Origin of the sequence: Corynebacterium aurimucosum (genome assembly GCF_030408555.1) — a bacterium.
Taxonomy (GTDB): domain Bacteria; phylum Actinomycetota; class Actinomycetes; order Mycobacteriales; family Mycobacteriaceae; genus Corynebacterium; species Corynebacterium aurimucosum.
Map to the genome: position 1 here is coordinate 407,946 of NZ_CP047048.1, position 25,142 is coordinate 433,087.

Annotated in this window: 31 protein-coding genes; 21 read left to right on the forward strand and 10 right to left on the reverse strand. The window is 61.1% G+C overall.

All coding sequences use genetic code 11. The annotated features are described in order from the left end of the window. Positions 1-55 precede the first annotated feature (55 nt). From CAURIM_RS01935 to CAURIM_RS01965, 7 genes are all read left to right on the forward strand, one after another. Positions 56-778: an energy-coupling factor transporter transmembrane component T family protein gene (locus CAURIM_RS01935; RefSeq protein WP_049754623.1), complete on the forward strand. Its 723-nt coding sequence runs from the start codon at positions 56-58 to the stop codon at positions 776-778. Positions 779-833: 55 nt separating this feature from the next. After that, positions 834-1,436 (forward strand): isopentenyl transferase family protein, encoded by a 603-nt coding sequence (locus CAURIM_RS01940; RefSeq protein WP_010189695.1) that lies wholly within the window; start codon positions 834-836, stop codon positions 1,434-1,436. Positions 1,437-1,687: 251 nt separating this feature from the next. Then, on the forward strand, positions 1,688-2,059 hold the full coding sequence (rpsL, locus tag CAURIM_RS01945; RefSeq protein WP_010189693.1) for a 30S ribosomal protein S12: 372 nt from the start codon (positions 1,688-1,690) through the stop codon (positions 2,057-2,059). A 6-nt stretch (positions 2,060-2,065) separates the two neighbouring features. Then, entirely contained in the window at positions 2,066-2,533 is a 468-nt protein-coding gene (rpsG, locus tag CAURIM_RS01950; RefSeq protein ID WP_010189692.1) for a 30S ribosomal protein S7, read from the forward strand. 302 nt (positions 2,534-2,835) lie between these two features. Beyond that, positions 2,836-4,962: an elongation factor G gene (fusA, locus tag CAURIM_RS01955; protein ID WP_070645245.1), complete on the forward strand. Its 2,127-nt coding sequence runs from the start codon at positions 2,836-2,838 to the stop codon at positions 4,960-4,962. Between the two features lie 369 nt (positions 4,963-5,331). Then, positions 5,332-6,522: an elongation factor Tu gene (gene tuf, locus CAURIM_RS01960; RefSeq protein WP_070444762.1), complete on the forward strand. Its 1,191-nt coding sequence runs from the start codon at positions 5,332-5,334 to the stop codon at positions 6,520-6,522. A 108-nt stretch (positions 6,523-6,630) separates the two neighbouring features. Beyond that, the gene (locus CAURIM_RS01965) at positions 6,631-7,410 is read left to right on the forward strand and encodes a hypothetical protein (protein WP_201828703.1); all 780 of its coding nucleotides are present in this window, start codon (positions 6,631-6,633) and stop codon (positions 7,408-7,410) included. Here the strand turns inward: CAURIM_RS01965 and CAURIM_RS01970 are convergent. From CAURIM_RS01970 to CAURIM_RS02005, 8 genes are all read right to left on the reverse strand, one after another. Further along, positions 7,407-8,623, reverse strand: a protein-coding gene (locus tag CAURIM_RS01970) for an IS3 family transposase (protein ID WP_201827686.1) whose coding sequence is annotated in 2 segments (ribosomal slippage) — positions 7,407-8,362 and positions 8,362-8,623 — 1,218 coding nt in all. Because the reading frame shifts where the segments join, the coding sequence is not laid out codon by codon here. The two genes, CAURIM_RS01965 and CAURIM_RS01970, sit on opposite strands and share 4 nt — an antisense overlap. A gap of 679 nt (positions 8,624-9,302) precedes the next feature. Next, entirely contained in the window at positions 9,303-10,460 is a 1,158-nt protein-coding gene (locus CAURIM_RS01975; RefSeq protein WP_201828702.1) for an HNH endonuclease signature motif containing protein, read from the reverse strand. A gap of 87 nt (positions 10,461-10,547) precedes the next feature. Continuing rightward, entirely contained in the window at positions 10,548-11,114 is a 567-nt protein-coding gene (locus CAURIM_RS01980; protein WP_201828701.1) for an alkaline shock response membrane anchor protein AmaP, read from the reverse strand. Next, on the reverse strand, positions 11,107-11,685 hold the full coding sequence (locus CAURIM_RS01985; protein ID WP_144656611.1) for a DUF6286 domain-containing protein: 579 nt from the start codon (positions 11,683-11,685) through the stop codon (positions 11,107-11,109). The genes CAURIM_RS01980 and CAURIM_RS01985 overlap by 8 nt, the downstream gene beginning before the upstream one ends. Beyond that, positions 11,678-12,580, reverse strand: a complete 903-nt coding sequence (locus CAURIM_RS01990) for an Asp23/Gls24 family envelope stress response protein (protein WP_201828700.1) — start codon at positions 12,578-12,580, stop codon at positions 11,678-11,680. Before CAURIM_RS01990 ends, CAURIM_RS01985 begins: the two co-directional genes overlap by 8 nt. Next, entirely contained in the window at positions 12,580-12,774 is a 195-nt protein-coding gene (locus CAURIM_RS01995; protein ID WP_010189668.1) for a hypothetical protein, read from the reverse strand. The genes CAURIM_RS01990 and CAURIM_RS01995 overlap by 1 nt, the downstream gene beginning before the upstream one ends. Positions 12,775-12,806: 32 nt before the next feature. After that, positions 12,807-13,112 carry a hypothetical protein gene (locus CAURIM_RS02000; RefSeq protein ID WP_010189667.1) on the reverse strand — a complete coding sequence of 102 codons (306 nt, stop codon included), beginning with the start codon at positions 13,110-13,112 and terminating at the stop codon, positions 12,807-12,809. A gap of 1 nt (position 13,113) precedes the next feature. Continuing rightward, positions 13,114-13,611 carry an Asp23/Gls24 family envelope stress response protein gene (locus tag CAURIM_RS02005; protein WP_010189665.1) on the reverse strand — a complete coding sequence of 166 codons (498 nt, stop codon included), beginning with the start codon at positions 13,609-13,611 and terminating at the stop codon, positions 13,114-13,116. A gap of 648 nt (positions 13,612-14,259) precedes the next feature. On the opposite strand from CAURIM_RS02005, the gene rpsJ reads away from it, so the two are divergent. The 12 genes from rpsJ (at position 14,260) to CAURIM_RS02065 (ending at position 20,329) form a co-directional block, all read left to right on the forward strand. Further along, a complete protein-coding gene (gene rpsJ, locus CAURIM_RS02010) occupies positions 14,260-14,565 on the forward strand; it encodes a 30S ribosomal protein S10 (protein ID WP_003848085.1) in 306 nt (101 codons plus the stop codon). A gap of 35 nt (positions 14,566-14,600) precedes the next feature. Beyond that, a complete protein-coding gene (rplC, locus tag CAURIM_RS02015) occupies positions 14,601-15,257 on the forward strand; it encodes a 50S ribosomal protein L3 (RefSeq protein ID WP_010189651.1) in 657 nt (218 codons plus the stop codon). Continuing rightward, a complete protein-coding gene (gene rplD, locus CAURIM_RS02020; protein WP_010189650.1) occupies positions 15,254-15,916 on the forward strand; it encodes a 50S ribosomal protein L4 in 663 nt (220 codons plus the stop codon). The genes rplC and rplD overlap by 4 nt, the downstream gene beginning before the upstream one ends. After that, positions 15,916-16,218, forward strand: coding sequence for a 50S ribosomal protein L23 (gene rplW / locus CAURIM_RS02025; protein ID WP_010189649.1), 303 nt, complete (start codon positions 15,916-15,918; stop codon positions 16,216-16,218). The genes rplD and rplW overlap by 1 nt, the downstream gene beginning before the upstream one ends. Before the next feature lie 35 nt (positions 16,219-16,253). Further along, positions 16,254-17,090, forward strand: coding sequence for a 50S ribosomal protein L2 (gene rplB, locus CAURIM_RS02030; protein WP_010189648.1), 837 nt, complete (start codon positions 16,254-16,256; stop codon positions 17,088-17,090). A 13-nt stretch (positions 17,091-17,103) separates the two neighbouring features. Then, positions 17,104-17,382, forward strand: coding sequence for a 30S ribosomal protein S19 (gene rpsS / locus CAURIM_RS02035; protein WP_010189646.1), 279 nt, complete (start codon positions 17,104-17,106; stop codon positions 17,380-17,382). Between the two features lie 3 nt (positions 17,383-17,385). Then, the gene (gene rplV / locus CAURIM_RS02040) at positions 17,386-17,748 is read left to right on the forward strand and encodes a 50S ribosomal protein L22 (protein WP_010189645.1); all 363 of its coding nucleotides are present in this window, start codon (positions 17,386-17,388) and stop codon (positions 17,746-17,748) included. Next, on the forward strand, positions 17,748-18,494 hold the full coding sequence (rpsC, locus tag CAURIM_RS02045; protein WP_010189644.1) for a 30S ribosomal protein S3: 747 nt from the start codon (positions 17,748-17,750) through the stop codon (positions 18,492-18,494). Before rplV ends, rpsC begins: the two co-directional genes overlap by 1 nt. Positions 18,495-18,497: 3 nt before the next feature. Beyond that, positions 18,498-18,914 (forward strand): 50S ribosomal protein L16, encoded by a 417-nt coding sequence (rplP, locus tag CAURIM_RS02050; protein ID WP_201828699.1) that lies wholly within the window; start codon positions 18,498-18,500, stop codon positions 18,912-18,914. Next, positions 18,914-19,144: a 50S ribosomal protein L29 gene (gene rpmC / locus CAURIM_RS02055; protein ID WP_010189642.1), complete on the forward strand. Its 231-nt coding sequence runs from the start codon at positions 18,914-18,916 to the stop codon at positions 19,142-19,144. Before rplP ends, rpmC begins: the two co-directional genes overlap by 1 nt. A gap of 2 nt (positions 19,145-19,146) precedes the next feature. Then, positions 19,147-19,428: a 30S ribosomal protein S17 gene (gene rpsQ / locus CAURIM_RS02060; protein ID WP_010189641.1), complete on the forward strand. Its 282-nt coding sequence runs from the start codon at positions 19,147-19,149 to the stop codon at positions 19,426-19,428. 178 nt (positions 19,429-19,606) lie between these two features. Beyond that, positions 19,607-20,329 (forward strand): hypothetical protein, encoded by a 723-nt coding sequence (locus CAURIM_RS02065; RefSeq protein WP_010189640.1) that lies wholly within the window; start codon positions 19,607-19,609, stop codon positions 20,327-20,329. A gap of 53 nt (positions 20,330-20,382) precedes the next feature. Here the strand turns inward: CAURIM_RS02065 and CAURIM_RS02070 are convergent, their stop codons facing one another. After that, on the reverse strand, positions 20,383-20,775 hold the full coding sequence (locus CAURIM_RS02070; RefSeq protein WP_201828698.1) for a hypothetical protein: 393 nt from the start codon (positions 20,773-20,775) through the stop codon (positions 20,383-20,385). Next, the gene (locus CAURIM_RS02075; protein WP_201828697.1) at positions 20,772-21,641 is read right to left on the reverse strand and encodes a carbohydrate kinase family protein; all 870 of its coding nucleotides are present in this window, start codon (positions 21,639-21,641) and stop codon (positions 20,772-20,774) included. The genes CAURIM_RS02070 and CAURIM_RS02075 overlap by 4 nt, the downstream gene beginning before the upstream one ends. A gap of 21 nt (positions 21,642-21,662) precedes the next feature. On the opposite strand from CAURIM_RS02075, the gene CAURIM_RS02080 reads away from it, so the two are divergent. Further along, positions 21,663-22,988 carry a glycoside hydrolase family 32 protein gene (locus tag CAURIM_RS02080; protein WP_010189637.1) on the forward strand — a complete coding sequence of 442 codons (1,326 nt, stop codon included), beginning with the start codon at positions 21,663-21,665 and terminating at the stop codon, positions 22,986-22,988. 112 nt (positions 22,989-23,100) lie between these two features. Beyond that, positions 23,101-25,086 carry a sucrose-specific PTS transporter subunit IIBC gene (locus CAURIM_RS02085; protein WP_201828696.1) on the forward strand — a complete coding sequence of 662 codons (1,986 nt, stop codon included), beginning with the start codon at positions 23,101-23,103 and terminating at the stop codon, positions 25,084-25,086. Positions 25,087-25,142 lie beyond the last annotated feature (56 nt).

The window sequence follows — 25,142 nt, forward strand, 5'->3', positions numbered from 1 at the left end:
TTTGGGCAGTGCTGGTTTGCTGCGCGGGGTGAATCCGCTGACACGCATCTTTCTGATGTTCGTGTGGGTTACGCCCTTGTTGCTTTCGGTGGATTGGGTCTCCGCAGTCGTGTCGTTGGTTATGACGCTTCTTTTCGCGCCGCTGTGTGGGGTGTCGTGGCCGCGGTTGGTGAAGGCTGGGTGGTTCCTGTTTCTTATTGCGCCGTTGTCCGGAATTTCGATGTTGCTCTACGGTGCGCCCGGTGGCAGGGAGTACTTCAGCTGGTGGCTGATTACGGTGAGTGATAACTCGCTAGAGCTGGCCATCGCCATTACTGTGCGTGTGCTGGCGGTGGCGTTGCCCATGGTGGTGCTGGCGCGGGATATTGACCCGACGGAGCTGGGGGATGCCCTCTCGCAGATCCTCAAGCTTCCCTCACGCTTCGTTATCGGTGCTGTGGCCGGGGTGCGCATGATGACGCTCTTTAAATCAGACTGGCAGTACCTGGCCATGGCGCGGCGTGCGCGTGGGCTTACTGACGAAGGCCGCATCAAGCACCTCATCACTATGTCCTTCGGGTTGTTGGTGTTGGCCCTGCGCCGCGGCGGGAAGCTGGCCACGGCGATGGAGGCGCGCGGATTCGGGCGCACACCGCCGGGCGGTGGCCAGCGCACCTGGGCGCGGCCCTCACGTCTCGCCGGCCGGGACTGGCTGGTGATGGTGGTGGGAACCGGCCTTGCGGCGCTTCCGGTGGTAGTTTCGGTTCTCAGTGGGTCCTGGAGATTTTTTGGACTCTAGGATGACTCTCTTAAAAGCTGCACGCTAGACAAACCCAGAAGTGGTGAAAGACAACATGCAGGACACGGACCGCACGGACCATCGGGAAGGCGGTAAGGGAACTGCCGATACCAACGCCGCCGAGATGGACAGGCTCTTGAATGATGTGATGTCGCTCGCGGCGGCACGTAAGCGGCCGATGCGCCCAATTACCGTGCTTATCGACGGCCCCTCGGGCGCCGGCAAGACCTGGACCTCCGTGGCGCTGGCGGAGCGCACTGGATGGCGCGTTGTCCACCTCGACGAATTCTATCCTGGTTGGCATGGGCTGCAAGAAGGCTCAAAGATGGTCTCGGAACAAGTGCTGCGGGAGAATAACCCGGGCTATTGGCGCTGGGACTGGGAAGCCAACGCGCCGAAGGACTGGGCTAGTTTGGATGAGCGCGACGATCTGATCGTTGAAGGCGTAGGTTCGGTTACTGAGGCCACCGTAGCCGCCGCCAACGAGCGCGGCTCCGTGGTGACCGTGCGCATCGACGGGCCGCGTGAGAAGCGTCGCGAGCGCGCCCTTGAGCGCGACCCTGGCTACGAAGAGTGGTTTGAAACCTGGGAGAAGCAGGAGCAACAGCACTTCGCTGAGCGCGCGGTGGAGGCGGACCTGACCTGGGAGTGGCGCTAATACTCACTGCAGCTTGAGTGCCAAGCCAAGCAGCCACATCATGGATTTGAGCAGATCAGCGGGGTGGTGGTAGTCTGTTCAAGGTTTCATCTTTATAGGAGATGAAAAGTCTGATCGGTATCTCGACCATTCTGTGGTTGAGGGACGTTCTGGACATGCGGAAGGGCCCCGGAGAAGAGCCCCTATTTTTGCATGTTTGGACTTGTGAAAGCGGTCAGTTCAAGCCGAAGTCATAGAGAAAGACTAGATTTATGCCAACTATTCAGCAGCTGGTCCGAAAGGGCCGCCACTCCAAGAAGGCCAAGGTTGCTACGGCCGGCCTGAAGGGCTCCCCGCAGCGCCGTGGCGTGTGCACCCGCGTGTACACCACCACCCCGAAGAAGCCGAACTCGGCTCTACGTAAGGTTGCCCGTGTGCGCCTGACCTCCGGTATCGAGGTTTCCGCCTACATTCCGGGTGAGGGCCACAACCTGCAGGAGCACTCCATGGTGCTCGTCCGCGGTGGTCGTGTGAAGGACCTCCCGGGTGTTCGCTACAAGATTATCCGCGGCGCACTGGATACCCAGGGCGTGAAGGACCGTAAGCAGGCTCGTTCCCGCTACGGCGCAAAGAAGGGACAGTAATCAACAATGCGTAAGAATGCTGCACCGAAGCGTCCTGTAGTTAAGGACCCGGTTTACAACTCCGAGCAGGTCACCATGCTCGTGAACAAGATCCTGCGTGACGGCAAGAAGTCCACCGCTGAGCGCATCGTTTACGGCGCTCTTGAGGTTTGCCGCGAGAAGACCGGTACCGACCCGGTTGGCACCCTGGAGAAGGCTCTGGGCAACATCCGCCCGGACCTCGAGGTCCGCTCCCGCCGCGTGGGTGGCGCTACCTACCAGGTGCCGGTTGAGGTTAAGCCGGCTCGTTCCAACACCCTGGCTTTGCGTTGGTTGGTGACCTTCACCCGTCAGCGTCGTGAGAACAGCATGATCGAGCGTCTCGCCAACGAGATCCTCGATGCATCCAACGGCCTGGGCGCTTCTGTTAAGCGTCGTGAGGATACTCACAAGATGGCTGAGGCCAACCGCGCCTTCGCTCACTACCGCTGGTAATCCCGCCGGTAGAACCCGCCACATGGCATCATGGCTCGAACAGCGATATCATCGTTTACCTGCGCTGACAGTGCGTGTTCTCGCTCCCTTTGGTGGAGCTCTGCACGCTAGCTAGTGGGGAACCTAAACTTGAATAGCGTTGTTCGGGCTATTTTTTATGGCGTGGGCTTTAGCTCTCACGCTGACGAAGAAGCCTAGACGTGGCAAAATAGACCAAGACCTATCCATGAAGACGTCATTTGAAGTTGCGTCAGTGCATAACTGACGCCGGCGTCGACGACAATTAAGTTGGGGTATTAACTGTGGCACAAGAAGTGCTTAAGGATCTGCACAAGGTCCGCAATATCGGCATCATGGCGCACATCGATGCGGGTAAGACCACCACCACCGAGCGCATCCTCTACTACACCGGCATCAACCGCAAGGTCGGCGAGACCCACGACGGTGGCGCCACCACTGACTGGATGGAGCAGGAGAAGGAGCGCGGCATTACCATTACGTCCGCCGCTGTGACCTGTTTCTGGAACAATAACCAGATCAACATCATTGACACCCCGGGTCACGTGGACTTCACCGTTGAGGTTGAGCGCTCCCTGCGTGTTCTCGACGGCGCTGTTGCTGTCTTCGACGGTAAGGAAGGCGTGGAGCCGCAGTCCGAGCAGGTGTGGCGCCAGGCTGCTAAGTACGACGTTCCCCGTGTCTGCTTCGTCAACAAGATGGACAAGCTGGGCGCTGACTTCTACTTCACCGTTCAGACCATCATCGATCGCCTCGGCGCTAAGCCGTTGGTTATGCAGCTGCCGATCGGTGCTGAGGATGATTTCGACGGCGTCGTCGACCTGATCAACATGCAGGCCATCACTTGGCGCGGCAAGACCGAGATTGGTACCGATGGCACCATCGAGGAGATCCCGGCCGACCTTCAGGAGAAGGCTGAGGAGTACCGCGAGAAGCTGCTCGAGACCGTCGCTGAGTCTGACGAAGAGCTCATGGAGAAGTACTTCGGCGGCGAAGAGCTGACCATTGAGGAAATCAAGGGCGCTATCCGCAAGCTGACCGTTAACTCCGAGATCTACCCGGTCTTCTGCGGTACCGCTTACCGCAACAAGGGTGTTCAGCCGCTGCTCGACGCCATTGTTGACTACCTCCCGAACCCTCTGGACATCGGCGAGGTCAACGGTACCTCCCTCGATGGCGAGGAGACCCTGACCCGTAAGCCTTCCGTTCAGGAGCCGTTCTCCGCACTGGCCTTCAAGATTGCCGTACACCCGTTCTTCGGCAAGCTCACCTACGTGCGCGTTTACTCCGGCCAGGCTATCCCAGGCGAGAACATGCTCAACTCCACCAAGAACAAGAAGGAGCGCGTGGGCAAGCTCTTCCAGATGCACGCGAACAAGGAGAACCCGGTCGAGCACGCTGACGCCGGTAACATCTACGCGTTCATCGGCCTGAAGGAAACCACCACCGGTGATACCCTCTGTAACCCGGACAACCCGATCATCCTCGAGTCCATGGACTTCCCGGATCCGGTTATCCAGGTTGCTATTGAACCGAAGACCAAGGCTGACCAGGAGAAGCTGGGTACCGCTATTCAGAAGTTGGCTGAAGAGGACCCGACCTTCACGGTCCAGCTCGACGAAGAATCCGGCCAGACCGTTATCGGCGGCATGGGTGAGCTGCACCTGGACGTCTTGGTTGACCGTATGAAGCGCGAGTTCAAGGTTGAGGCAAACATCGGTAACCCGCAGGTTGCTTACCGTGAGACCATTCGCAAGAAGGTTGAGTCCCTGGACTACACCCACAAGAAGCAGACCGGTGGTTCCGGCCAGTTCGCAAAGGTTATCGTCACCATCGAGCCTTATAACCCGGATCCGGAAGAGCTGGAAGAGGGCGAGTCCGCAACCTACAAGTTCGAGAACTCCGTCACCGGTGGCCGTGTTCCGAAGGAGTACATTCCGTCCGTCGACGCGGGTATCCAGGACGCTATGCAGTACGGCTTCGTTGCTGGCTTCCCGCTGGTGAACATCAAGGCCACCCTCGAGGATGGTGCTTACCACGATGTTGACTCCTCTGAGATGGCCTTCAAGCTCGCTGGCTCCCAGGTCCTCAAGGAGGCCGTTGCTAAGGCAAAGCCGGTTCTGCTTGAGCCGATCATGGCCGTTGAGGTCGTGACCCCGGAGGAGTACATGGGTACCGTTAACGGTGACATCTCCTCCCGCCGTGGCCAGGTCTTCGCTATGGAAGACCGCTCCGGCGCCAAGGTGGTTAAGGCTAAGGTTCCGCTGTCCGAGATGTTCGGCTACATTGGTGACCTGCGTTCTTCCACCGCTGGTCGTGCAAACTTCACCATGGTCTTCGATTCCTACGCTGAGGTTCCCTCCTCCGTGGCACAGGAGATCATCGAGGAGCGCACCGGCGCCAAGGCCTAAGGCTTAAGGGGATCCGATCGATTCCCTTGCCTGTGGGGGCTGGTAGTCTTCGCCAGTAGGCACCAGCTCCCAACGCTGGGGAGGTAGCGGTCCGCTGAGTGCGTAAAGGTTTTTGCGCGTTGAGCCGGCCGTTACCCTCCCAGGATCCTTTAAATTGATTCTTGTCGAGGGTCAACGTCCGCACGTGTTGGGCGGGGTTACCTCCTATTTGGGCAGTTTGAAAAAACTGCGGCATAAATCTAGGATCGTGTAACTGGCACGTAAGAAAGCGTCATTAGCGCTTATGGGCTTCGGCTCGAAGTGCCAATGGCAATACAAACCACGTGGCTGCGAAATACGTAGCCGCCATAGAGTCCAGGAGGACAAACAGTGGCAAAGGAGAAGTTCGAGCGTACGAAGCCGCATGTGAACATCGGCACCATCGGACACGTCGACCACGGCAAGACCACCACCACCGCAGCGATCACCAAGGTTCTGGCTGACGCTTACCCGGAGGAGAACACCGCTTTCGCATTCGACTCCATCGATAAGGCTCCTGAGGAGAAGGAGCGCGGTATTACCATCAACATCTCCCACGTGGAGTACTCCACCCCGAAGCGCCACTACGCACACGTGGACGCCCCGGGCCACGCCGACTACATCAAGAACATGATTACCGGTGCTGCTCAGATGGACGGTGCCATCCTGGTTGTTGCTGCAACCGATGGCCCGATGCCGCAGACCCGCGAGCACGTTCTTCTGGCTCGCCAGGTTGGCGTTCCGTACATCCTCGTTGCACTGAACAAGTGCGACATGGTTGACGATGAGGAAATCATCGAGCTCGTCGAGATGGAGATCCGCGAGCTGCTTGCTGAGCAGGACTACGACGAGGAAGCTCCGATCGTTCACATCTCCGCTCTGAAGGCTCTCGAGGGCGACGAGAAGTGGGTACAGTCCGTCATCGACCTGATGGACGCCTGCGACGAGTCCATCCCGGATCCGGAGCGCGAGCTGGACAAGCCGTTCCTGATGCCGATCGAGGACATCTTCACCATTACCGGCCGCGGTACCGTTGTTACCGGCCGTGTTGAGCGTGGCTCCCTGAACGTCAACGAGGACATCGAGATCATCGGTATCAAGGACAAGTCCATGTCCACCACCGTTACCGGTATCGAGATGTTCCGCAAGATGATGGACTACACCGAGGCTGGCGACAACTGTGGTCTGCTTCTGCGTGGTACCAAGCGTGAAGAGGTTGAGCGTGGCCAGGTTTGCATCAAGCCGGGCGCTTACACCCCGCACACCAAGTTCGAGGGTTCCGTCTACGTCCTGAAGAAGGAAGAGGGCGGCCGCCACACCCCGTTCATGGACAACTACCGTCCGCAGTTCTACTTCCGCACCACCGACGTTACCGGCGTTATCAAGCTGCCTGAGGGCACCGAGATGGTTATGCCGGGCGACAACGTTGAGATGTCCGTAGAGCTCATCCAGCCGGTCGCTATGGACGAGGGCCTGCGCTTCGCTATCCGCGAGGGCTCCCGTACCGTCGGCGCTGGCCGCGTTACCAAGATCCTCGGCTAATTCTCGCTAGGGCTTAAGGCCCTTCCTGATTAGCAGGTCTGTAAGCCGCTCAATCCCTGATGGGGTTGGGCGGCTTTGGTGATCGTGGGCCTACTAGGCTTAGGAGTCATGTTTGACCCAACCCGTATTGACCGAACCCTCGCCGCTCTGCGTGCCGCGTGGGAAGGCCAACCGGACTTACCCTTGGGAACTCTGTTCGGAATGCTGGCGGCGGAAGGATACGGCTGGGGCGTGCCTGACGACGAACTCACCGCCCGCCTAGAGTCCATGGCAGCCGTCCACCCGCCGCTCGTGCCTCTCGACGGCCACCTCATCACCGAAGGCCTCTGGCTCGTCGTTACCCCGTTTCACCGCGTCACCTTGACGCCCACAGTCCCTACCTATTCTCCTCAGGGCCCTGTTGTTCAGACTTCCGCCGAGTCCTCAGAGCACCCAGTGTCCAATGTGCCCACCGCGCTTCGAGCGGGCGTGGTTGACAAGGATCCCACCGAGTCCTCACGGTGCCTCGATGAGCAGCGCATCCCAAGCCAGTTTCAAGAGGACTACGCCTCTAATTCCCAGCCGCATCGAGCCACGTGCGTGGCAGTCGTACGGCCGGTATCGAAGGAAGGACAACGAGGGCAACCTGTGGCGTGGCAGGTCTCAGCACTCCGTCCGGTGGGCCCTGGCCGCCCGCTTGTCCTCGCAGACACTGAAGGTTTCGAGCACCGCTTTGGTGTTATCGAGTCTGTTACCCGGCTGCGCGAAGACCATCGCAGCTTGACTGGATTGAAGCGCCGCAGCGTGGGGGACCGCGTGTGGTTCATCCGCACCGAAACGGAAACCATCCTCCTCGACCTGGGGTTGCCCGCAAATCGTGGACACGTAGTGGAGCTACCTAGTGGTTAGGCAGCTATTTCTTTTCTGCTGTTGATTGCGCCGGTGTGGTTCTCGAAGTCGACGGGGCTGACCATTCCGAGTGCAGAGTGCCGGCGCCGACGGTTGTAGACGACTTCAATCCAGTAGGCAACGGCCTTGCGTGCAGCATCACGGGTAGGCCATCGCTTACGGTCGTAGAATTCAGTCTTTAGCGTCGACCAGAACGACTCAGCCATCGCGTTATCGAAGCACACACCAGTACGCCCCACAGACTGAGCAATGCCCAGTCTGCTGCAGACCTCCCAGAGCTTCTCACTGGTAAATTGCGTTCCGCGGTCAGCGTGAAACACCAGCCCATCAGGAACATCACCGCGCAGTGTATGCGCCATCCGCAGGGCCCGTTCGACCAGGTGTGTGTCTTGCACGCTATCCATAGCCCAGCCCAGCACTCTGCGGGAATGACCATCGCGGACCGCGCACAAGTACAACCAGCCCTCACCGGTGCGAAGGTAGGTAATATCTGACATCCACACTCGGTTGAGCTCACCAGTATCAAACATGCGCTTGACCAGGTCAGGAAGACTCGACTTACGCTTGGCTTGGATTGTAGTCACCGGGACAAAGGCACGCGGTGAAATCCCTTCAATGCCCATCATGCGCATCCGCTTCGCCACAGTCTTACGGTTAAGCGAAATGTGGTAGCGCTCGGCAAGCTCTGCGGTGATCCGCGGAGCACCATAAACCTCATCGGAGTCTTTCCAAATCTGATGAATCTTACGGTCAACATCATCGTAAAATGCTGCCCGATCATCCTTTCCGGATAGTCGTTTCTGCTGCACATGGGCCCATTTGTAGTATCCAGACCGAGATACTTTTAATAGTCGTGCCATGCGCTTGATGCTGTAGTTCGCCTTCTCCTGCTGCATTAGTTCGAACTTTTCTGCTCGCGTTGCCTCAAAGCGAAGAAGGCTGTCGCTTTTGACAAAAACTCGTTATCCATCTTGGCTTCCGCCAACTCACGGCGCAGACGAGCATTCTCAGCACGAAGATCAGCCTCACTCATCCCATCCGAGGCTCCTCGGCGTTCACGCTCGAGTTTGACCCACCGGCCTAAAAGCCCGGCGGAAACACCGATTTCCTTAGCCACATGGGCAATTGGGCGCTCTGACTCGATTACCAGGTTCGCGGCCTCACGCCGGTACTCCGGCGTGTACTTCTTGCGCTGTTGACTCACAATGAACATCCTCTCTTACGGACACAAGATCCGTACAAATAGGGTGTCCACTAAACGAGGGTAACCTCAGACCACGGTCTGCATATCATCGAGCGCAAAAACCGGGAGCTCATCCGCACTGATTTCTCGTGGCATCGCATCGAGGCAGGCGAAGTCGGAAGCCCATTCTGTGTTCACCTCTCACGCGGGTCCATGCACACGTTTGGCGTCATCAAGGAGCTTATCCTTGCCGAGTCAGAGCCCTGGAGTGCTCCTCCCTCGCCACCCCTTTAATCAGTCCTGGTGCGCCGAGCCTTACTAGGGCTGGCCTTGATTGGCGGGTTCGCCTTTAAGAGCTAAGGGTCCCCGTTGCATATGCCGCTTCCCGTGGCCTGTGAAGCGTAGTCGGGGATCCTGCCAGCCTGGCTTCGCCTTTAAGGGCTTAAGGATCCCGTAGCTCTTGCTGCTTCCGGCAGCACGTGAAGCCGGACTTGGGATCGCCGGATTGCCCGTTAGTCTGGCTTTGGATGATGGGTAGCGCTGGCATAAAGCTCGCAGGTTTTCCTGCGTGCCTTGTTGTGGTTTGTGGGTGGTGGTGTCTGAAGGATCGCCGGTGTGCCCGCGAACCTTCCCTCGGTTGGCGGGTAGCGGTGTTGTCGCTGGTGGTGAGCCGTTTCCTTTCAGTTGTTGCTGTGTGTGGTGGCTGGGGTTAGCTGCTGTCGGGTGGTGGGTCCGGTGGTTGTTGTGGTGTTGTGTCTAGGGTTTGGACCGGTGATCCTTGGGCTGTGGCCTGTGCCTTTGCGGCTGCTTTCTCGGTGTTGAGTCTGGCTAGTGCTTCTTGGTATTCCGGCATTGCGGTTATCGGTGCACCCCAGGGTGGGATGAAGCTAACCCCGGTGTTGAGTCGGTACATGTAGCCGCGTCCGGTAGGTCTTTGTGGGTCATCGTCGTTAATGCCGTTGTGGTAGGCGCACAGGAAGGTGAGGTTTTTGATGTTGGTAAAGCCACCTGCTTGCCAGGGGATGAGGTGGTGGACTTGGCAGTAATCGGCTGGTTTGTTGCAGCCTGGTCTTGAGCAGGTGTGGAATTCCGCGTGCAGGCTAAGGCGTTGGTTGAGGTTTGCTCCGCGCGATAGGCGCCAGGTGTTGATGGGCCCGTCAAGAGGGTGGACGAGGGTGGCGTAGCCTATTTCGGCAAACGTGTGGGTGAGAAACTCTGCGCCTGTCATGCGCGCGCCGTTAGTCAGGTTGAGCTCTATTTCATCACCCTCGCCGCTGATGATCTGGTCCAACTCATTTAATGTGACGATGACTTGGGTGCGCACCGCGGGTGTGGATCCAGTGCCTTCTTTGAAGAAGACGTCATTGGCGGCTTGAAGGAGGTCGGTGGTGTTGGTGGATTCTAAGACTGCGCGCATGTTGGCAATCGTGGTGGCATCGTCAGTAATGGAAAGGGTGTTGGGGCCTTGTTCCCGGTAGGTGATGCGTACGCCTGGTTTGGCGGTTCTTTTAGCACGCAGTTCTTTAAGTCGTGCGGCGGCAACATGTGGGATGCGGTGTGCGGGTGTGGCGGCGAGTTTTGCGCGGAGGTTCCAGGCATCCAGGGTCTTTTTCACGCGTGCGGTGTAGGTTTCAATCAGTGTGAGGGTGCCAAGGCTGTGTTTCTGGGCGAGTGCTGCGTGGCGGGCTTTGCGTTGTTTGCCGCTAAAGCGGGTGGGACCGAAGTACACCTGGTGTAGGCCGGCAAGCTCGGTGGCATCAGAGGCATCCGCGCCGAGCGCGCGGAGCTCATCGGGTGAGCCAGGTGCATGCTCCACCAGTGCAATCCCCGAGTTGCGAAGGCGGAGATAGGTTTCGATATCCCCCATGAGCACAGAGACTAAAACAGCACCAGCAACCCCGCAACCGGAGGAGCAAACGCCGAGCTCAGTGGCGGCTTATGAGCAAGAGAAATGCTATGTGGCCGCGTTGCGGACCTTCGTGAAGTGAACCTTGTACCGCGTATCCACATCCACGTCCGGGAAGGCCGCGCGGAAGTCGCGGTCATTGACCTCAATGGCATCCTTGATGCGCAGCAGCGGGGTATCGGGATCTGCCAGCACGTCATACTGCAACGTCGGCCGCGAGCGGTCGTAGGCCACCAGCCGCGATACCTTCTCCACGCCCTCAATGTCAGCGAGAGTATCCGCTACCGCCCCTGCAATCGCGGGCATCTCCGTCTTAATCGCACCCTCCTCATTCGATTCCTCCGAGGGCATCGAATTAAAGCGATGATGGCGCAGGTTGCTTATCACCAGCCACAGGCCGGTGAGGGCACAGATGATCGTCGCCAAGCCCAGCGCAAAAGGCCACCAAGACTGCCCAGGCAGACCCGCCCACGTGTCGTGGTCCACCCACGAGGCCAAGTACGTAGCGAAAGACACGTCGAAGTGGATGAGGATCGGCCACACCCCCAAGGCAATAAGCAGGATTCCCAGTATGGCCAAAAGCGCACGGTCCACACCGGCAAGCTTCTTAGACATTGGCGATGTCCTCCTGTTCATTCTCAATCACCACGGTAACCTCCGGGGCTGGCGTGATAGCCGCCAGCGCCGCCGTCACCGCTTCAGTCACGCGCTCCTTAAGCTGCGCATCATCGGCATCGCCCGTGGCCGTGACCGTGATACGGGAGCGCTCCTTGGTGATCTTGGCCCGACTCCGCGCCGCCGTCGTTCCCGGCACCCGACGCGCCGTTGCCGACGCCACCCGCGCAATATCCACCGCGCGCAGCCACATCGACGCATCCTCGGAGCCAATCCGCACGTGCGTTGTCTTCCGCGGCGCACACGCCGCCCACAACAGAATCAACCCGACGAAGATCGCCACGCCCCCGGCCACAAGCATCCATGTATGGATCTCCGGCGAGGACATCACGTCGATGAAGGGCTGCAGCCACGAGGTTGCGCCCTCGTTGGCACCTGCCACCCAGGCCTCACGCCCCACGACGACGGCGGCCGCGAGCAGCAGGATGCCCACGATGATGGTCCACCCCCGCGCCGGTGGGGAGGCTTTCGGGCGTTGGCCAAAGCCAGCGGGCAGCGAGTTCTCACTCATGATGACCTCCTTCGCGGATGGTGATGGCGCGCAGCGGCACCGGACGTGGAACGTCTACCCGGCGTGTGAACTCGGCCGAGGGCCGAATCGCAATTGGGCGAAGCTGAAGCGGCTTGGCATGCGGGACGCGAAGCGGAGAAGTGTGCGGAAGGTCCACGCCGCGCGGTTCAACCGGGCGGGGCACTTCGACGTGGCGCAGCGCGAACTCCCGTGGCGCAGGCACCGAGCGGACCTGTACCGGCGCAGGATCCGTGACTGCGCGCAGCGGCTGCGGTTCGGGCGTGTGGATGGGGCGCAGCTTGTCGTAGCGATTCTCGCCGGGGCCGAAACCTTCCGTGCGCACCTTAACGTCCGCAGGCTTGCCGACGCCCCTCACCCGCACCGCCTCCGGCACCCTCACCGTGCGTACAGGGACCGGCGCCGGGGTCGACACTTGGCGCACCGCGGCGCGCTGGCTTACGTCCACCGGCTTCACAGCGCGCTCCGGAACAATCGCCGGAATCTGCGCCGACAGTGGCGCGCGTGTCTCGACCGCCGGCGCGGTTGTGCGCTCGCCTGGGACCGCACCGCCCACCGTTACGTTGACGCGAGTGGTGCGAAAACCTGTGAAATCGCGGACTGCCTCCCGGATTGCCGTGCGAACTGCCTTCGCCACCTCGGTGACGGGGGAGGGCCAGTACACAGCGATGTCGACATCCACCGCCACCATCTGCGTATCCGGATCCATTTGCGCCATCACGCGCGGAAAGGCGCGGCCGGCGAGGCCGGCTAATTTGGCGTCGACAGCCGCGGTCCCCGGCACGCTCGCAATGGCGGCGTTAATGACCTTCTCCATCGCGCGCAGGGAAAAGCGGGTTCGCCCGAAGAGGGCGACCCCGGTTGATTCGGTGCTCACTAGCCTCGGCCTCTATCCTGGCCGACCACGCCCTTCCACACCGCGGTGAGGTCAATGCGGCCGTCGAAATGCGCGCCGATGACGCCGCCGACCGCGGCAAGCAAGACCGCGAGGGCGACGTACCACACGCCGAGGTAGATGAAAAAGGCCAGAACCAAGCCGGCGATCACGCCGAGGGAGGTGTAGTTCTTCATGGTTTTCCTTTAGTTCTGTATGTCGGTTCCTTTTAGACCGCGTCGTCGAAGACCACGTCTACGCGGCGCACTGCGGGCCAGGTGGCGCGGACGGTGGTGCGGGTGACGTCGCCAAGCTCGGCGAGTGGCACGCCTGCGCTGACATCAACGACAATGTGCAGCTCCAGGTGCGTGTCATCCTGCGGGCTGGGGCGGCGGATGCCGTGCACGCGCTCACCAGGAAAGAGCAGCGCGACCTCCCCGAACCGGCCGGGCGAAAGCTTGGCGACGCCCCTCAGATCCGTCACCGCCGCCGCTATGGACGTGGCAAGGGGGAGGGTGAGCTCGGCAGAGGTCACGTTATGCCTGGCCCTGGGTAACCGCCGGAGTTGCCTCGGTGGACTCGTCCTCTTCGCGCGGCAGCTTGACGTCGTGGACGACGACGTCGACGCGATCGACGGACAGGCCGGTCATGCGCTCGACCGCATTCATGATGTTGCGGCGGATGGCTTCGGCGAGCTCGTGGATGGCCACGCCGTACTCGGCGATGATGGCGATATCAATGGAAGCGGTGCCGTTGTTCACCTCGACGCTCACGCCCTGGCGGACGTCCTCGGAAGCGCCGAAGGATTCGCGGATGGAGCCCATCATGCGGGCGCCACCGCCGCCGAGGGCAGCGACGCCGGAAACCTCGCGGGCGGCGATGCCGGCGATCTTGGACACAACGACATCATCGATGCGGGTGGTGCCGAAATCGGTCTCCAGGTTCTTGTTGCGCTCCGGGGCAGGGGCCGGGGTGGTGTCGTTCGCCGGGGCGGTCTGCTCGGCGACGTCCTTGGGGGTGGTGTTCTCAGCCATGGTGGATCCCTCTCATTGTGTAGTTGATGTAGGTATGTATCTACGTCACGAGCTTAACCGCGAACGCGGTCCGCGGGGCGGCGGAGAGTCAATCCTTGGCCAAAACGTGATGTTACCCACTGTTTCCGCAGGAGTTTGGAAAACGCGAGGTTACGTGCTTAAATACAGGGGTTGCTTTAACACAGCGACGTAACCACAGGCTTCAGCTTGTAGGGCGTTGTTGCTGGTAAGGCGAACATGACACCTTTGTTGTGGGGTTCTTTTAGAACTACACGCGAAGGTCATCCGATCGGGCTAGGTCCGCGCTTGAGCAGAGACAATCCCGAGAAGATGGACCGGAGAAGGGGCATGGCAAATAAACAGCGGCAGTATATGAATAAGACTTTGGTTGCGGATCATTGAGATCTAACGCCCCAGTCTTCTTCCTATTTACTTTGACTACGGGTCTTGTACCCCGTCACGAGCACTGCACTCTGGGCTTTTGCCTTAAGTCACTCTCGTGGTCGTCATGACAGTCAGACAACTGGCGTTGAGCCATGGCTTCCAGCCCGGACAACGTTATAGAGAAATCGAGAAGCAATTTCCCACCGCTTCACGCCCCGGATACGCCGGGAATGTGAAAGTGGGGAAGCGAGGAAGAGGATAAGCGTGGCGGGACAAAAAATCCGCATTCGGCTGAAGGCCTACGACCACGAGGCCATCGACGCTTCTGCTAAGAAGATCGTCGAGACCGTTACCCGTACGGGTGCTCGTGTTGTCGGCCCGGTGCCGCTCCCAACCGAGAAGAACGTATACGCCGTTATTCGTTCTCCGCACAAGTACAAGGACTCTCGCGAGCACTTCGAGATGCGCACTCACAAGCGCCTCATCGACATTCTCGACCCGACCCCGAAGACCGTTGACGCCCTCATGCGCATCGACCTTCCGGCAAGCGTCGACGTGAATATCCAGTAAGCGATCGACACAACGTATTTGGTGGAGAACAAACAATGAGTGAAAACGAGATCAAGGGAATTCTGGGCACCAAGCTCGGCATGACCCAGGTCTTCGACGAGGAGAACCGCGTTGTGCCGGTGACCGTCGTCGAGGCTGGCCCGTGCGTGGTTACCCAGATCCGTACGAAAGAAACCGATGGCTACAACGCCATCCAGATTGCCTTCGGCGAGAAGGACCCGCGCAAGGTCAACAAGCCTGCAACCGGTCACTTCAAGAAGGCTGGCGTGACCCCGCGCCGTTACGTCGCTGAGATCCGCATGGACGACACCTCCGCATACGAGGTCGGCCAGGAGGTCAAGGTGGACATCTTCGAGGGCGTGTCCTTCGTTGACGTTACCGGCACCACCAAGGGTCACGGCTACGCTGGCGCCATGAAGCGCCACGGCTTCGCAGGCCAGGGCGCTGCCCACGGTAACCAGGCTGCTCACCGCCGCGTTGGTGGCATTGGTGGCGCTTCGTTCCCGGGCCGCGTCTTCAAGGGTAAGCGCATGGCTGGCCGCATGGGCCAGGACCGCGTGACCACCCAGAACCTGAAGATTCAGAAGATTGATGCCGAGTCCAACCTGCTGCTCATCAAGGGTGCTATCCCGGGTGCGCGCGGTGGCCTCGTCACCGTTAAGACCGCAGTGAAGGGCGGTGCACACGCATGAGCAACCTCAAGCTAGACGTCCAGACCGCTGACGGTAAGACCAACGGCACCGTTGAGTTGCCGGCCGAGCTCTTTGACACCGAGGCATCCATTGCTTTGATGCACCAGGTTGTCAACGCACAGCTCGCTGCTGCTCGTCAGGGTACCCACAAGACCAAGACTCGCGGCGAGGTCCGCGGCGGTGGTCGCAAGCCGTTCCGTCAGAAGGGCACCGGCCGCGCCCGCCAGGGCTCCATCCGTGCGCCTCACTACACCGGTGGTGGCACCGTGCACGGCCCGGTCCCGCGTGACTACTCCCAGCGCACCCCGAAGCGCATGATCAAGGCTGCTCTCTACGGCGCACTGTCTGACCGTGCACGTAACGAGCGCATCCACGTCATCGAGGAGCTCGTCCCGGGCCAGACCCCGTCCACCAAGCAGGCCAAGGCTTTCATCGAGCGCCTCACCGACCGCAAGAATGTTCTTCTGGTCATCGGCCGCGAGGACATCAATGCTCGCCGCAGCGCCAACAACCTGCCGAACGTCCAGATCCTGGACGCCGGCCAGCTGAACACCTATGACGTCCTCTACTCGGACGACGTTGTGTTCTCCGTTGAGGCCCTGCACACCTTCGTCGAGCGCGCTACCGGCGCCGCCGAGGAAGCTAAGGAGGAGAAGTAATGGCTAAGCTCGCTAACCCGCGCGACGTCATCATCGCACCGGTTGTGTCCGAGAAGTCCTACGGCCTGATGGAGCAGAACGTCTACACGTTCTACGTCTCCACGGACTCCAACAAGACCCAGATTAAAGATGCCGTCGAGCAGATCTTCGGCGTGAAGGTTGCTTCCGTGAACACCGTGAACCGTGCAGGCAAGCGCAAGCGCACCCGCACCGGCTACGGTCAGCGTAAGTCCACCAAGCGCGCCTACGTGACGCTCCGTGAAGGCAGCGACTCCATCGACGTCTTCGGCGCAGGCGCTTAAGCCCCACCGAAGAGCCGAAAGGAAAAGGAAGAATTATGGCTATTCGTAAGTACAAGCCGACAACTCCGGGTCGCCGCGCATCCTCCGTGTCCGAGTTCGAGGAAATCACTCGCTCGACCCCGGAGAAGTCCCTGCTGCGCCCGCTGAGCAAGACTGGTGGTCGTAACAACTACGGCCGCATCACCACCCGCCACATCGGCGGTGGCCACAAGCGCCGTTACCGTCTGATCGACTTCCGTCGTACCGACAAGGACGGCATCCCTGCAAAGGTCGCACACATCGAGTACGACCCGAACCGTACCGCCAACATCGCCCTGCTGCACTACGCAGACGGCGAGAAGCGCTACATCATCGCCCCGAAGGGCCTGAAGCAGGGCACCATCGTTGAGGCTGGTCCGAACGCAGATATCAAGGTTGGCAACAACTTGCCGCTGCGTAACATCCCGACTGGTACCACCATCCACGCTGTGGAGCTCAAGCCGGGCGCTGGCGCGAAGCTGGCCCGCTCCGCTGGTGCCTCCATCCAGCTGCTGGGTAAGGAAGGCAAGTACGCCATCCTGCGTATGCCGTCCTCCGAGATCCGTCGCGTCGACATCCGTTGCCGCGCCACCGTCGGTGAGGTTGGCAACGCTGACCAGATGAACATCCGTTGGGGCAAGGCCGGCCGTATGCGCTGGAAGGGCGTCCGCCCGACCGTCCGCGGTGTCGTTATGAACCCGGTTGACCACCCGCACGGTGGTGGTGAGGGTAAGACCTCGGGTGGTCGCCACCCGGTGTCGCCGTGGGGCCACAAGGAAGGCCGCACCCGCAACCCGAACCGTTACTCGAACAACATGATCGTGCGCCGTCGTCGCCCGAACAAGAAGCGCTAAGAGGAGGTAAACAATGCCACGCAGCCTTAAGAAGGGCCCGTTCGTCGATGAGCACCTCCTCAACAAGGTTGATGCTCAGAACGAGGCCGGCACCAAGCAGGTCATCAAGACCTGGTCTCGCCGCTCCACCATTCTGCCCGACTTCATCGGTCACACCTTCGCCGTCCACGACGGCCGCAAGCATGTGCCGGTGTTCGTCGAGGACTCCATGGTTGGTCACAAGCTCGGTGAGTTCGCACCCACCAAGACCTTTAAGGGTCACGTCAAGGACGACAAGAAGGGACGTCGATAAGCGATGAGTGACACCATCACCTCCGCATCCGCAACGGCTCGCTACGTCCGCGTTACCCCGATGAAGGCACGCCGCGTCATCGACTTGGTCCGCGGTAAGTCCGTAGCCGAGGCACTTGCAATCCTGAAGTACGCTCCGCAGGGCGCCGCTGAGCCGGTTGCCAAGGTTGTTGCATCCGCAGCTGCCAACGCTGAGAACAACTTCGGTCTGGACCCGCGCACCCTGGTCATCTCCGAGGCTTATGCCAACGAGGGTCCGACCATGCGTCGTTTCCAGCCGCGCGCACAGGGCCGCGCATTCATGATTCGTAAGCGCACCAGCCACATCACCGTGGTTGTCGAGAGCCAGAAGGAAGGGGCCAAGTAATGGGCCAGAAGATCCATCCTCACGGCCTACGTTTGGGCATCACTTCCGACTGGAAGACCCACTGGTACGCCGATAAGGACTACGCAAACTACGTAGCCGAAGACATCAAGATCCGCGAGTACCTGGAGAAGGGCCTCGACCGCGCCGGCATCGCCGACGTCGTCATCGAGCGCACCCGCGACCGCGTCCGCGTGGACATTCACACCGCCCGCCCGGGCATCGTGATTGGCCGCCGCGGCGCTGAGGCTGACCGCATTCGCCGCGAGCTGGAGAAGCTCACCGGCAAGATGGTTGCCCTCAACATCCTCGAGGTCAAGCAGGTCGACGCCAACGCCACCCTGGTGGCACAGTCTGTCGCTGAGCAGCTGGTCAACCGCGTGGCTTTCCGCCGCGCAATGCGCAAGGCCATCCAGTCCGCTATGCGCCAGCCGCAGGTTAAGGGTATTAAGATCCTCCTGTCTGGTCGTCTGGGCGGCGCTGAGATGTCCCGCACCGAGCGCTACCACGAGGGTCGCGTTCCGCTGCACACCCTTCGCGCCGAAATCGACTACGGCACCGCAGAGGCCCACACCACCTTCGGCCGCATCGGCATCAAGGTGTGGATCTACAAGGGTGACGTTGTCGGTGGCGTCCGCGAGTCCGAACTGAACGCTCCGGCGCAGGGCCGTGGCCGCGGTGACCGCAACGGTCGTCCGCGTCGTGGTGGCCAGCGTCGCCAGCGCGCACAGCAGAAGCAGGAGGGCTAATCCATGCTGATTCCTAAGCGCGTCAAGTACCGTCGCCAGCACCGCCCGACCCGCTCGGGTGTGTCCAAGGGCGGTAACCGCATCAACTTCGGTGACTACGCTATCCAGGCTCTCGAGCCGGCGTACATCACCAACCGCCAGATTGAGGCCGCACGTATTGCCATCAACCGCCACGTCAAGCGTGGTGGCAAGGTGTGGATCAACATCTTCCCGGACCGCCCCCTGACCCAGAAGCCGCTCGGCGTGCGTATGGGTTCCGGTAAGGGTTCCGTCGAGAAGTGGGTTGCCAACGTTAAGCCGGGCCGCATCCTCTTCGAGATGACCTACCCGAACGAAGCTACCGCCATCGAGGCTCTGCGCCGCGCTGGCCAGAAGCTTCCGTGCAAGGTCCGTATCATCAAGAAGGAGGACCAGTTCTAATGGCTACCGGTACCCCCGCCCACGAGTTCCGTGAGCTCGACAACGCTGAGCTGGAAAACCGCCTGAAAGATGCGAAGGAAGAGCTCTTCAACCTTCGCTTCCAGAAGGCCACTGGCCAGCTGACCAACAACCGCCGCATCGGCACGGTTAAGCGCGACATCGCCCGCATCTACACCGTTCTGCGCGAGCGTGAGCTGGGCCTGTCCGTTGCTCCGGGAGCTGAGGCTTAATCATGAGTGAGGCAAACGTGAACACTAAGAAGGAAAAGGGCGCTCGCAAGACCCGCACCGGCATCGTTGTCTCCGACAAGATGAATAAGACCATCGTTGTCGAGCTCGAGGACCGCAAGCAGCACGCCCTCTACGGCAAGATTATGCGCACTAACAAGAAGGTTAAGGCGCACGACGAGAACGAGACCGCCGGCATCGGCGACCGCGTTCTCATCGCCGAGACTCGCCCGCTGTCCAAGGACAAGCACTTCCGTCTCGTCGAGATCGTGGAGAAGGCTAAGTAATATCTAGCCCTTCTCGATGACAATGGCCCCCACAGTGACCGTGGGGGCCCTTTTTCATGCACTGGTTTGGCACACCATAGGCAGCAGCCTGACAGGGGAGTGGTCTCCGTTTATGCGGAGTGAGCTGCGGGAACGTGCTAGGGTAGGGCCGTTCATCTCCTGAAAGGCTAATTTCTCTATGTCCGCGCTCTCTCGCTCTCTGCTTACGCTTGTTTGTGCTTCCTCCGTAGCAACCCTCGTCGGTTGCGCCGCAGAGGAGCCGGCTACCGTTGCTGCCGACGCCCCGGCTGTCGGATCCGCTGAGGACGTTCCAACGGCACAGCCTGATCCGGAATCGGAGGCACAGCCACAGCCGAGCATCGAAGCAGCAGGGCCCAAACCGACGCTTCCGGCGGGCTACTCGCCTGGTGCCGGTAATTCTGGCACCGTCGAGGACACGAAGACATCTGCATCCACCGATGGAAACAATGCCGAGGCGGACACCTCCGTCGCCAGCGGCATCGAAAAGTGCGAGTACCGAAAGGATCGCGTTGCCAGCGAGGGCAATCCTGCTGACGCTCCTACCACGGTGTCAGGCACTGTGCACAAGGTCAAAGCAGGCGACCTCGATGGTGGCGTGCCAGGCATTGTCGTGTCCGATTACGCCTCGGCAGAAGTCTGGTTCTTGGCTTTGGATGCGCCTACCACCTTGAGCGGATACAAGAGTGGCAGCCCGTCACGGAAAACGTTGACCTTTTCCGGCAAGAATTGCATTGGGCTCGTTGAGAAAAGGGCGTGGGCAGGCTACGAGGGCAAGCACGTCACCTTGCCCTTTGAGCCCGACCGTGGCTGGTGGCAAAGCGATGCGAGCGTTCCCATGGGTGCGCTGTACGTGGACTACACCCCAGACGAAGTCCTCTAGGGAACGCGTGCTCTGAATCGGGCCGCGAACCCGGGGCGTAAGCGTCCAAGAGCCTAGCGTGTGCCCCGGTGCGTGAGTGCAATAGCGAAACAGAACGCGCTCAACACCGCGCCCACCGCGAGAAGGAACGTGCCGATACGGTAGGGCATGGCGCTGACCAGGTCGATGGTGTTATAGATCCGCAGCCACATCAACCAGCCAGCGATGAGCGCGACGCCCCCGACAGCCGAAAGGGCTCGCAAACCGCGGGTGGGGCGCTGGGAAGGGGAGAAGGCGTGGTAGGAGGCGTCGACAAGCGCGAGTGCAGCGAGCACCACCGAGGCCCACGCCGCGAGCGGCACCGGCAGTAGTGCTGCAGCGCCGAAGAGTGCCGGCAGGATAAAGGCCACGGCCACCAGCACAAAGAGCAGGCCGTGCACTACGCCGGCGCGCAGTGGATATTTCATAGGCGCTCCTCCACGTCAGAAAACGTGGGCGGCTGCGCGCCCGTGCGCGAAACCGTAATGGCTGCGGCCGTCGCCGCAAAGTGGAGGATCTCCTGCCACTCTTCGGCGCTTAAAGCGCTGATATCCCGCGTTAGCAACTGGCTCAGCAGCGCGGCCATGACCGTGTCGCCAGCACCGATGGTGTCCGCCACCTCGACCTTAACCGGCGGGACCTGCAGCGACACCGAATCCGTGCGTACGCTCAGCCCTTCCGCGCCGCGCGTGGTCACGACGACGGGTACTTGGGCCAGTGCGTCTTCGCCCAGGAATTCCACTTCTTCTTCGCTCAACTTCAGCAACGTGACGTGCGGCAACAAAGACAACAAGAACTCGCGGTGCTCCGGGGTGGCGAAGAAGGGGCGAATATTAGGGTCCAGCGCGACCTTGGTGCCCTTCGCGGCAAGGTCCTTCAGCAACGCGGCATAACGGGAGGCGCCAGGTTCGAGGGCGAGGGAGACGGTGCCGAAGCAGGCCCAGGGGACGTCGGCAAGCGCAGGCTCTATTAGGCGGTCCGCCGTGCCCTCCGTGTAGAAGGAATAGGTGGCTGAGCCGTCCTCACCGATGTTGCAGACCGCCAGCGTCGTGGGTTCCTCACCCCGCTGCACGAGCGAAGTATCCACTCGTTCTTTATGTAGACGCTCCATGAGCGCCTGCCCGAAGGCATCCCGCGAGAGCCGCGACTGAAATCCCACGCTAGCGCCCAGACGGCTCGCCGCGACCGCCACGTTGAAGGGACCGCCACCCAATGCCGGTGTTAAATCCACCAGCTGCCCGCGTCCGCGCGGGACGAGGTCAACAAGGTCTTCGCCACACACCATAATGTCCATGGAATCCATACTATCGAGAGCATGAACTACCGTCCGCTTTTCCACCTCTCCCCGCCCTCCGGCCGTCTCAATGACCCGAATGGAGTCTTCATCGACGGCAACAACCTGCATGTTTACTATCAGCATGACCCCTGCTTCCCGCACGCGGCTAAGCAGACGGGCTGGGGGCATGCCGTGGCTTCCTTGGGCGAGGCGAAGCCGTGGCGACACTACCCGGACGCGCTGTACCCCATCCGGGAGCACGACGCCCATGGTTGCTACTCGGGCGGCGCGGTGGTTGACGGTGAGGACGTGTGGCTGTTTTATACAGGAAACCTCAAGTGCGATGACGTGCGGATACCCTCGCAGAATCGCGTCCGTGCCGTCGATGCTGGTGGTCCAGAAGGTGGCTTCTATGAGCACGATTCCGCCAATCCGCTCATCAATGGCCCCGCGGAGGGCTTCACGGGGCACTATCGCGATCCCCAGATCACCCGCGACGCGCAGGGTTGGCGCATGGTGCTCGGCGCCCAGGCGGAGGATGAAACAGGGCACGCCGTGCTCTACCGGTCCACGGACTTGGCGCAGTGGTCCTTTGAAGGTGCGATCACCTTTGATACCTCGAGTGCTCAGCCGGGCCTGAGCCCGGACCTCGTGCCGGGCGGCTACATGTGGGAGTGCCCCAACTTGCTCACGCTCCGGGACCGCGCGACGGGGGAGGACAAAGACGTCTTGGTCATCTGCCCGCAAGGTCTTGAGCCGGTGCTTGCCGACGACACCACGCACTACGCCTCCTCCGATCAGTGCGGTTACCTCGTGGGCCGGCTGGAGGGCACCGTCTTCCACGTGGAGCGGGGCTTTAGCGAGTTGGATTATGGGCACCAGTTTTATGCGCCGCAGCTGGTGGAAAAGGATGGCGAAGCCATCATGCTGGGATGGATGGGGCTGCCCGCGCAGGATGACACCCCGACTGTGGAAGAAGGGTGGGTCCACACACTCACCCTGCCGCGGCGCGTGTGGCTGGAGGATGGCTGGGTGCGCCAGGCGCCGTTGTGGTCGCTGCCGGCTGTGCCGCCGGAGGCAGCACGTGCTGGGTTCGGTTCGGTAGCCACGCTGACGGCCGGTGAGGGAACGTACGTGCTTGTCGACGACTCCGGGGCCGACGCCTTCCGCGTCACTTATGGCGGGGGAGAACTCCGTTTGGCGGTGGGTGAGGATGAGCGCATCGTACCCTGCCCGGCTGGCTCCGTGGAGCTCATCGCGGATGGCTGCGCAGTGGAAGTCTTCGCGGGTGATGGGCGGATTGCGGGGGCATCGGTCGTTTTTGGTGCCAGCGATGCCCGGTGGAAGGGCTGGATTGCCCGTTAGGGTGTGAATCGTCCTATATTTATGTCCGAATGCTTGGCTTTCTGTGGGGTGACATGTCTAATGGAAAGTGACCCAATTTAGTTCATCTCACTCTCCGAGGAGGCACGCCGGAATGGATCACTCACAGGTCGCGGCGCGAATACTCTCCGCTATCGGCGGCGAAGACAATATCGTGGCGCTCGCACACTGCGCCACCCGCCTGCGCATGGTGCTCAAAGACAGCAAGAAAGTCGACAAGGCCGCCCTGGAAAACGATCCGGACCTCAAAGGCATTTTTGAGGCCGGAGGCATGTTCCAGGTCATCGTCGGCCCGGGCGACGTCAACGTCGTGTTCGACGAAATCAACAAGGCGACGTCCAAGGACATCGCCGTGTCGACGGATAACCTCAAAGACATCGCGGCGGGCTCGGGCAACCGCTTCTCGCGTGCCGTGAAGGTGCTGGCCGATATCTTTGTGCCGCTCATCCCGATTCTGGTCGGTGGCGGTCTGCTCATGGCGCTCAATAACGTCCTGACCGTCAATGGTTTGTTTGGCGAGCAGTCCGTTATTGAGATGTTCCCGGCCATGGCAGATGTTGCCGGTCTTATTAACCTGCTGGCGTCCGCGCCGTTTGCGTTCCTGCCCGTCCTCGTGGGCTTTACCGCAACGAAGCGCTTTGGCGGCAACGAGTTCCTCGGCGCGGGTATGGCGATGGCCATGGTGATGCCGGACCTCGTCAACGGTTATAACGTGGCTGCGACCATCGAGGCCGGCGAGATGCCGTATTGGCACATCTTCGGCCTCGACGTCGCGCAGGCCGGCTACCAGGGTTCCATTCTTCCGACGCTCGTTATTTCCTGGATCCTCGCGACCATCGAGAAGTGGCTCCACAAGCGCCTCAAGGGCACCGTGGACTTCATGCTCACCCCGCTGCTCACGCTGTTGGTCACGGGCTTCATTACGTTTGCGCTCATCGGCCCGTTCCTGCGTACCGCGGGCGACTGGCTGGGCCTGGGCTTGGCGAACCTCGCCGAGTTCGCGGGTCCTGTGGCCGGCTTCCTCTTCGGTCTCGTCTACTCGCCGATCGTGATCACGGGTCTGCACCAGTCCTTCCCGCCCATCGAGACGATGCTGTGGAACGAGGGCGGTTCCTTCGTCTTCCCGACGGCGTCCACGGCCAATATCGCCATGGGCGGCGCGGCGCTGGCCATCTACTTCCTGACCAAGTCTGACAAGATGAAGGGCCTGGCCGGCGCATCCGGTATCTCCGCACTCTTTGGAATTACCGAGCCCGCTATCTTCGGTGTGAACCTGCGCCTGCGCTGGCCGTTCTACATCGGCATGGGCGCCTCCGCTATTGCCTCCATGATGGTCGCCCTCCTCGACGTCAAGGCCACCGCGCTCGGTGCCGCTGGCTTCATCGGCGTCGTGTCCATCCGTCCGGAGGACTACGGCCAGTTCCTGCTGTGCTGCGTGCTTTCCCTCGTGGTGGCCTTTGGCGCAACCTTCGCGTATGGCCGCGTGCTCATCTCCCGCAATGGCACCATTGATCCTGACGCGACCGACGTCCCGGCCGCTGCCACCGACGGTGCCGCCCCGTCGGCTGTCGCCGACCCGAACGCTTTCCGCATCGCCTCGCCGCTGTCCGGCACAGCCATCGCGCTGTCTTCCGTGTCTGACCCGATGTTTGCTGCGGGCAAGCTCGGCGCCGGTGCCGCCGTGGAGCCGACCGTGGGCACGCTCGTCGCGCCCATCGACGGCACGGTGACCGTCACGTTCCCGTCTGGCCACGCCTACGCCGTGCGCGGCAAGGACGCCGCGGGCAAGAACGTGGACATCCTCATGCACATCGGTTTCGACACCGTGAACCTCAAGGGCCAGCACTTCACCCCGCACGTGAAGAAGGGCGACGAGGTCAAGGTCGGCGACGTCCTGTGCGAGTTCGACATCGAAGCCATCAAGGCCGCCGGCTACCCGGTGACCACTCCGGTCGTCGTGTCCAACTCGAAGAAGACCGGCCCGGTGCTCCCGACCTACATGGCGGGCGAGACCATCGACTTCGGTGACCCGCTCGCTACGGTTGCCCCGAAACCCGAGCCTGCCGATGCCCCCGCCTAACCCCGTCTAGCTTCCTCGCCGTCCAGCATGCGCTGGGCGGCGTTGCTGCTTTTCGC

Excerpts from the sequence above, each read along its gene's own strand:
- CAURIM_RS01935 (WP_049754623.1), top strand. The coding sequence starts at position 56 with ATGTTCGTGTGGGTTACGCCCTTGTTGCTTTCGGTGGATTGGGTCTCC.
- CAURIM_RS01940 (WP_010189695.1), top strand. The coding sequence starts at position 834 with ATGCAGGACACGGACCGCACGGACCATCGGGAAGGCGGTAAGGGAACT.
- rpsL (WP_010189693.1), top strand. The coding sequence starts at position 1,688 with ATGCCAACTATTCAGCAGCTGGTCCGAAAGGGCCGCCACTCCAAGAAG.
- rpsG (WP_010189692.1), top strand. The coding sequence starts at position 2,066 with ATGCGTAAGAATGCTGCACCGAAGCGTCCTGTAGTTAAGGACCCGGTT.
- CAURIM_RS01965 (WP_201828703.1), top strand. The coding sequence starts at position 6,631 with ATGTTTGACCCAACCCGTATTGACCGAACCCTCGCCGCTCTGCGTGCC.
- CAURIM_RS01975 (WP_201828702.1), bottom strand. The coding sequence starts at position 10,460 with ATGGGGGATATCGAAACCTATCTCCGCCTTCGCAACTCGGGGATTGCA.
- CAURIM_RS01980 (WP_201828701.1), bottom strand. The coding sequence starts at position 11,114 with ATGTCTAAGAAGCTTGCCGGTGTGGACCGTGCGCTTTTGGCCATACTG.
- CAURIM_RS01985 (WP_144656611.1), bottom strand. The coding sequence starts at position 11,685 with ATGAGTGAGAACTCGCTGCCCGCTGGCTTTGGCCAACGCCCGAAAGCC.
- CAURIM_RS01995 (WP_010189668.1), bottom strand. The coding sequence starts at position 12,774 with ATGAAGAACTACACCTCCCTCGGCGTGATCGCCGGCTTGGTTCTGGCC.
- CAURIM_RS02005 (WP_010189665.1), bottom strand. The coding sequence starts at position 13,611 with ATGGCTGAGAACACCACCCCCAAGGACGTCGCCGAGCAGACCGCCCCG.
- rplC (WP_010189651.1), top strand. The coding sequence starts at position 14,601 with ATGAGTGAAAACGAGATCAAGGGAATTCTGGGCACCAAGCTCGGCATG.
- rplD (WP_010189650.1), top strand. The coding sequence starts at position 15,254 with ATGAGCAACCTCAAGCTAGACGTCCAGACCGCTGACGGTAAGACCAAC.
- rplW (WP_010189649.1), top strand. The coding sequence starts at position 15,916 with ATGGCTAAGCTCGCTAACCCGCGCGACGTCATCATCGCACCGGTTGTG.
- rplB (WP_010189648.1), top strand. The coding sequence starts at position 16,254 with ATGGCTATTCGTAAGTACAAGCCGACAACTCCGGGTCGCCGCGCATCC.
- rpsS (WP_010189646.1), top strand. The coding sequence starts at position 17,104 with ATGCCACGCAGCCTTAAGAAGGGCCCGTTCGTCGATGAGCACCTCCTC.
- rplV (WP_010189645.1), top strand. The coding sequence starts at position 17,386 with ATGAGTGACACCATCACCTCCGCATCCGCAACGGCTCGCTACGTCCGC.
- rpsC (WP_010189644.1), top strand. The coding sequence starts at position 17,748 with ATGGGCCAGAAGATCCATCCTCACGGCCTACGTTTGGGCATCACTTCC.
- rplP (WP_201828699.1), top strand. The coding sequence starts at position 18,498 with ATGCTGATTCCTAAGCGCGTCAAGTACCGTCGCCAGCACCGCCCGACC.
- rpmC (WP_010189642.1), top strand. The coding sequence starts at position 18,914 with ATGGCTACCGGTACCCCCGCCCACGAGTTCCGTGAGCTCGACAACGCT.
- rpsQ (WP_010189641.1), top strand. The coding sequence starts at position 19,147 with ATGAGTGAGGCAAACGTGAACACTAAGAAGGAAAAGGGCGCTCGCAAG.
- CAURIM_RS02065 (WP_010189640.1), top strand. The coding sequence starts at position 19,607 with ATGTCCGCGCTCTCTCGCTCTCTGCTTACGCTTGTTTGTGCTTCCTCC.
- CAURIM_RS02070 (WP_201828698.1), bottom strand. The coding sequence starts at position 20,775 with ATGAAATATCCACTGCGCGCCGGCGTAGTGCACGGCCTGCTCTTTGTG.
- CAURIM_RS02075 (WP_201828697.1), bottom strand. The coding sequence starts at position 21,641 with ATGGACATTATGGTGTGTGGCGAAGACCTTGTTGACCTCGTCCCGCGC.
- CAURIM_RS02080 (WP_010189637.1), top strand. The coding sequence starts at position 21,663 with ATGAACTACCGTCCGCTTTTCCACCTCTCCCCGCCCTCCGGCCGTCTC.
- CAURIM_RS02085 (WP_201828696.1), top strand. The coding sequence starts at position 23,101 with ATGGATCACTCACAGGTCGCGGCGCGAATACTCTCCGCTATCGGCGGC.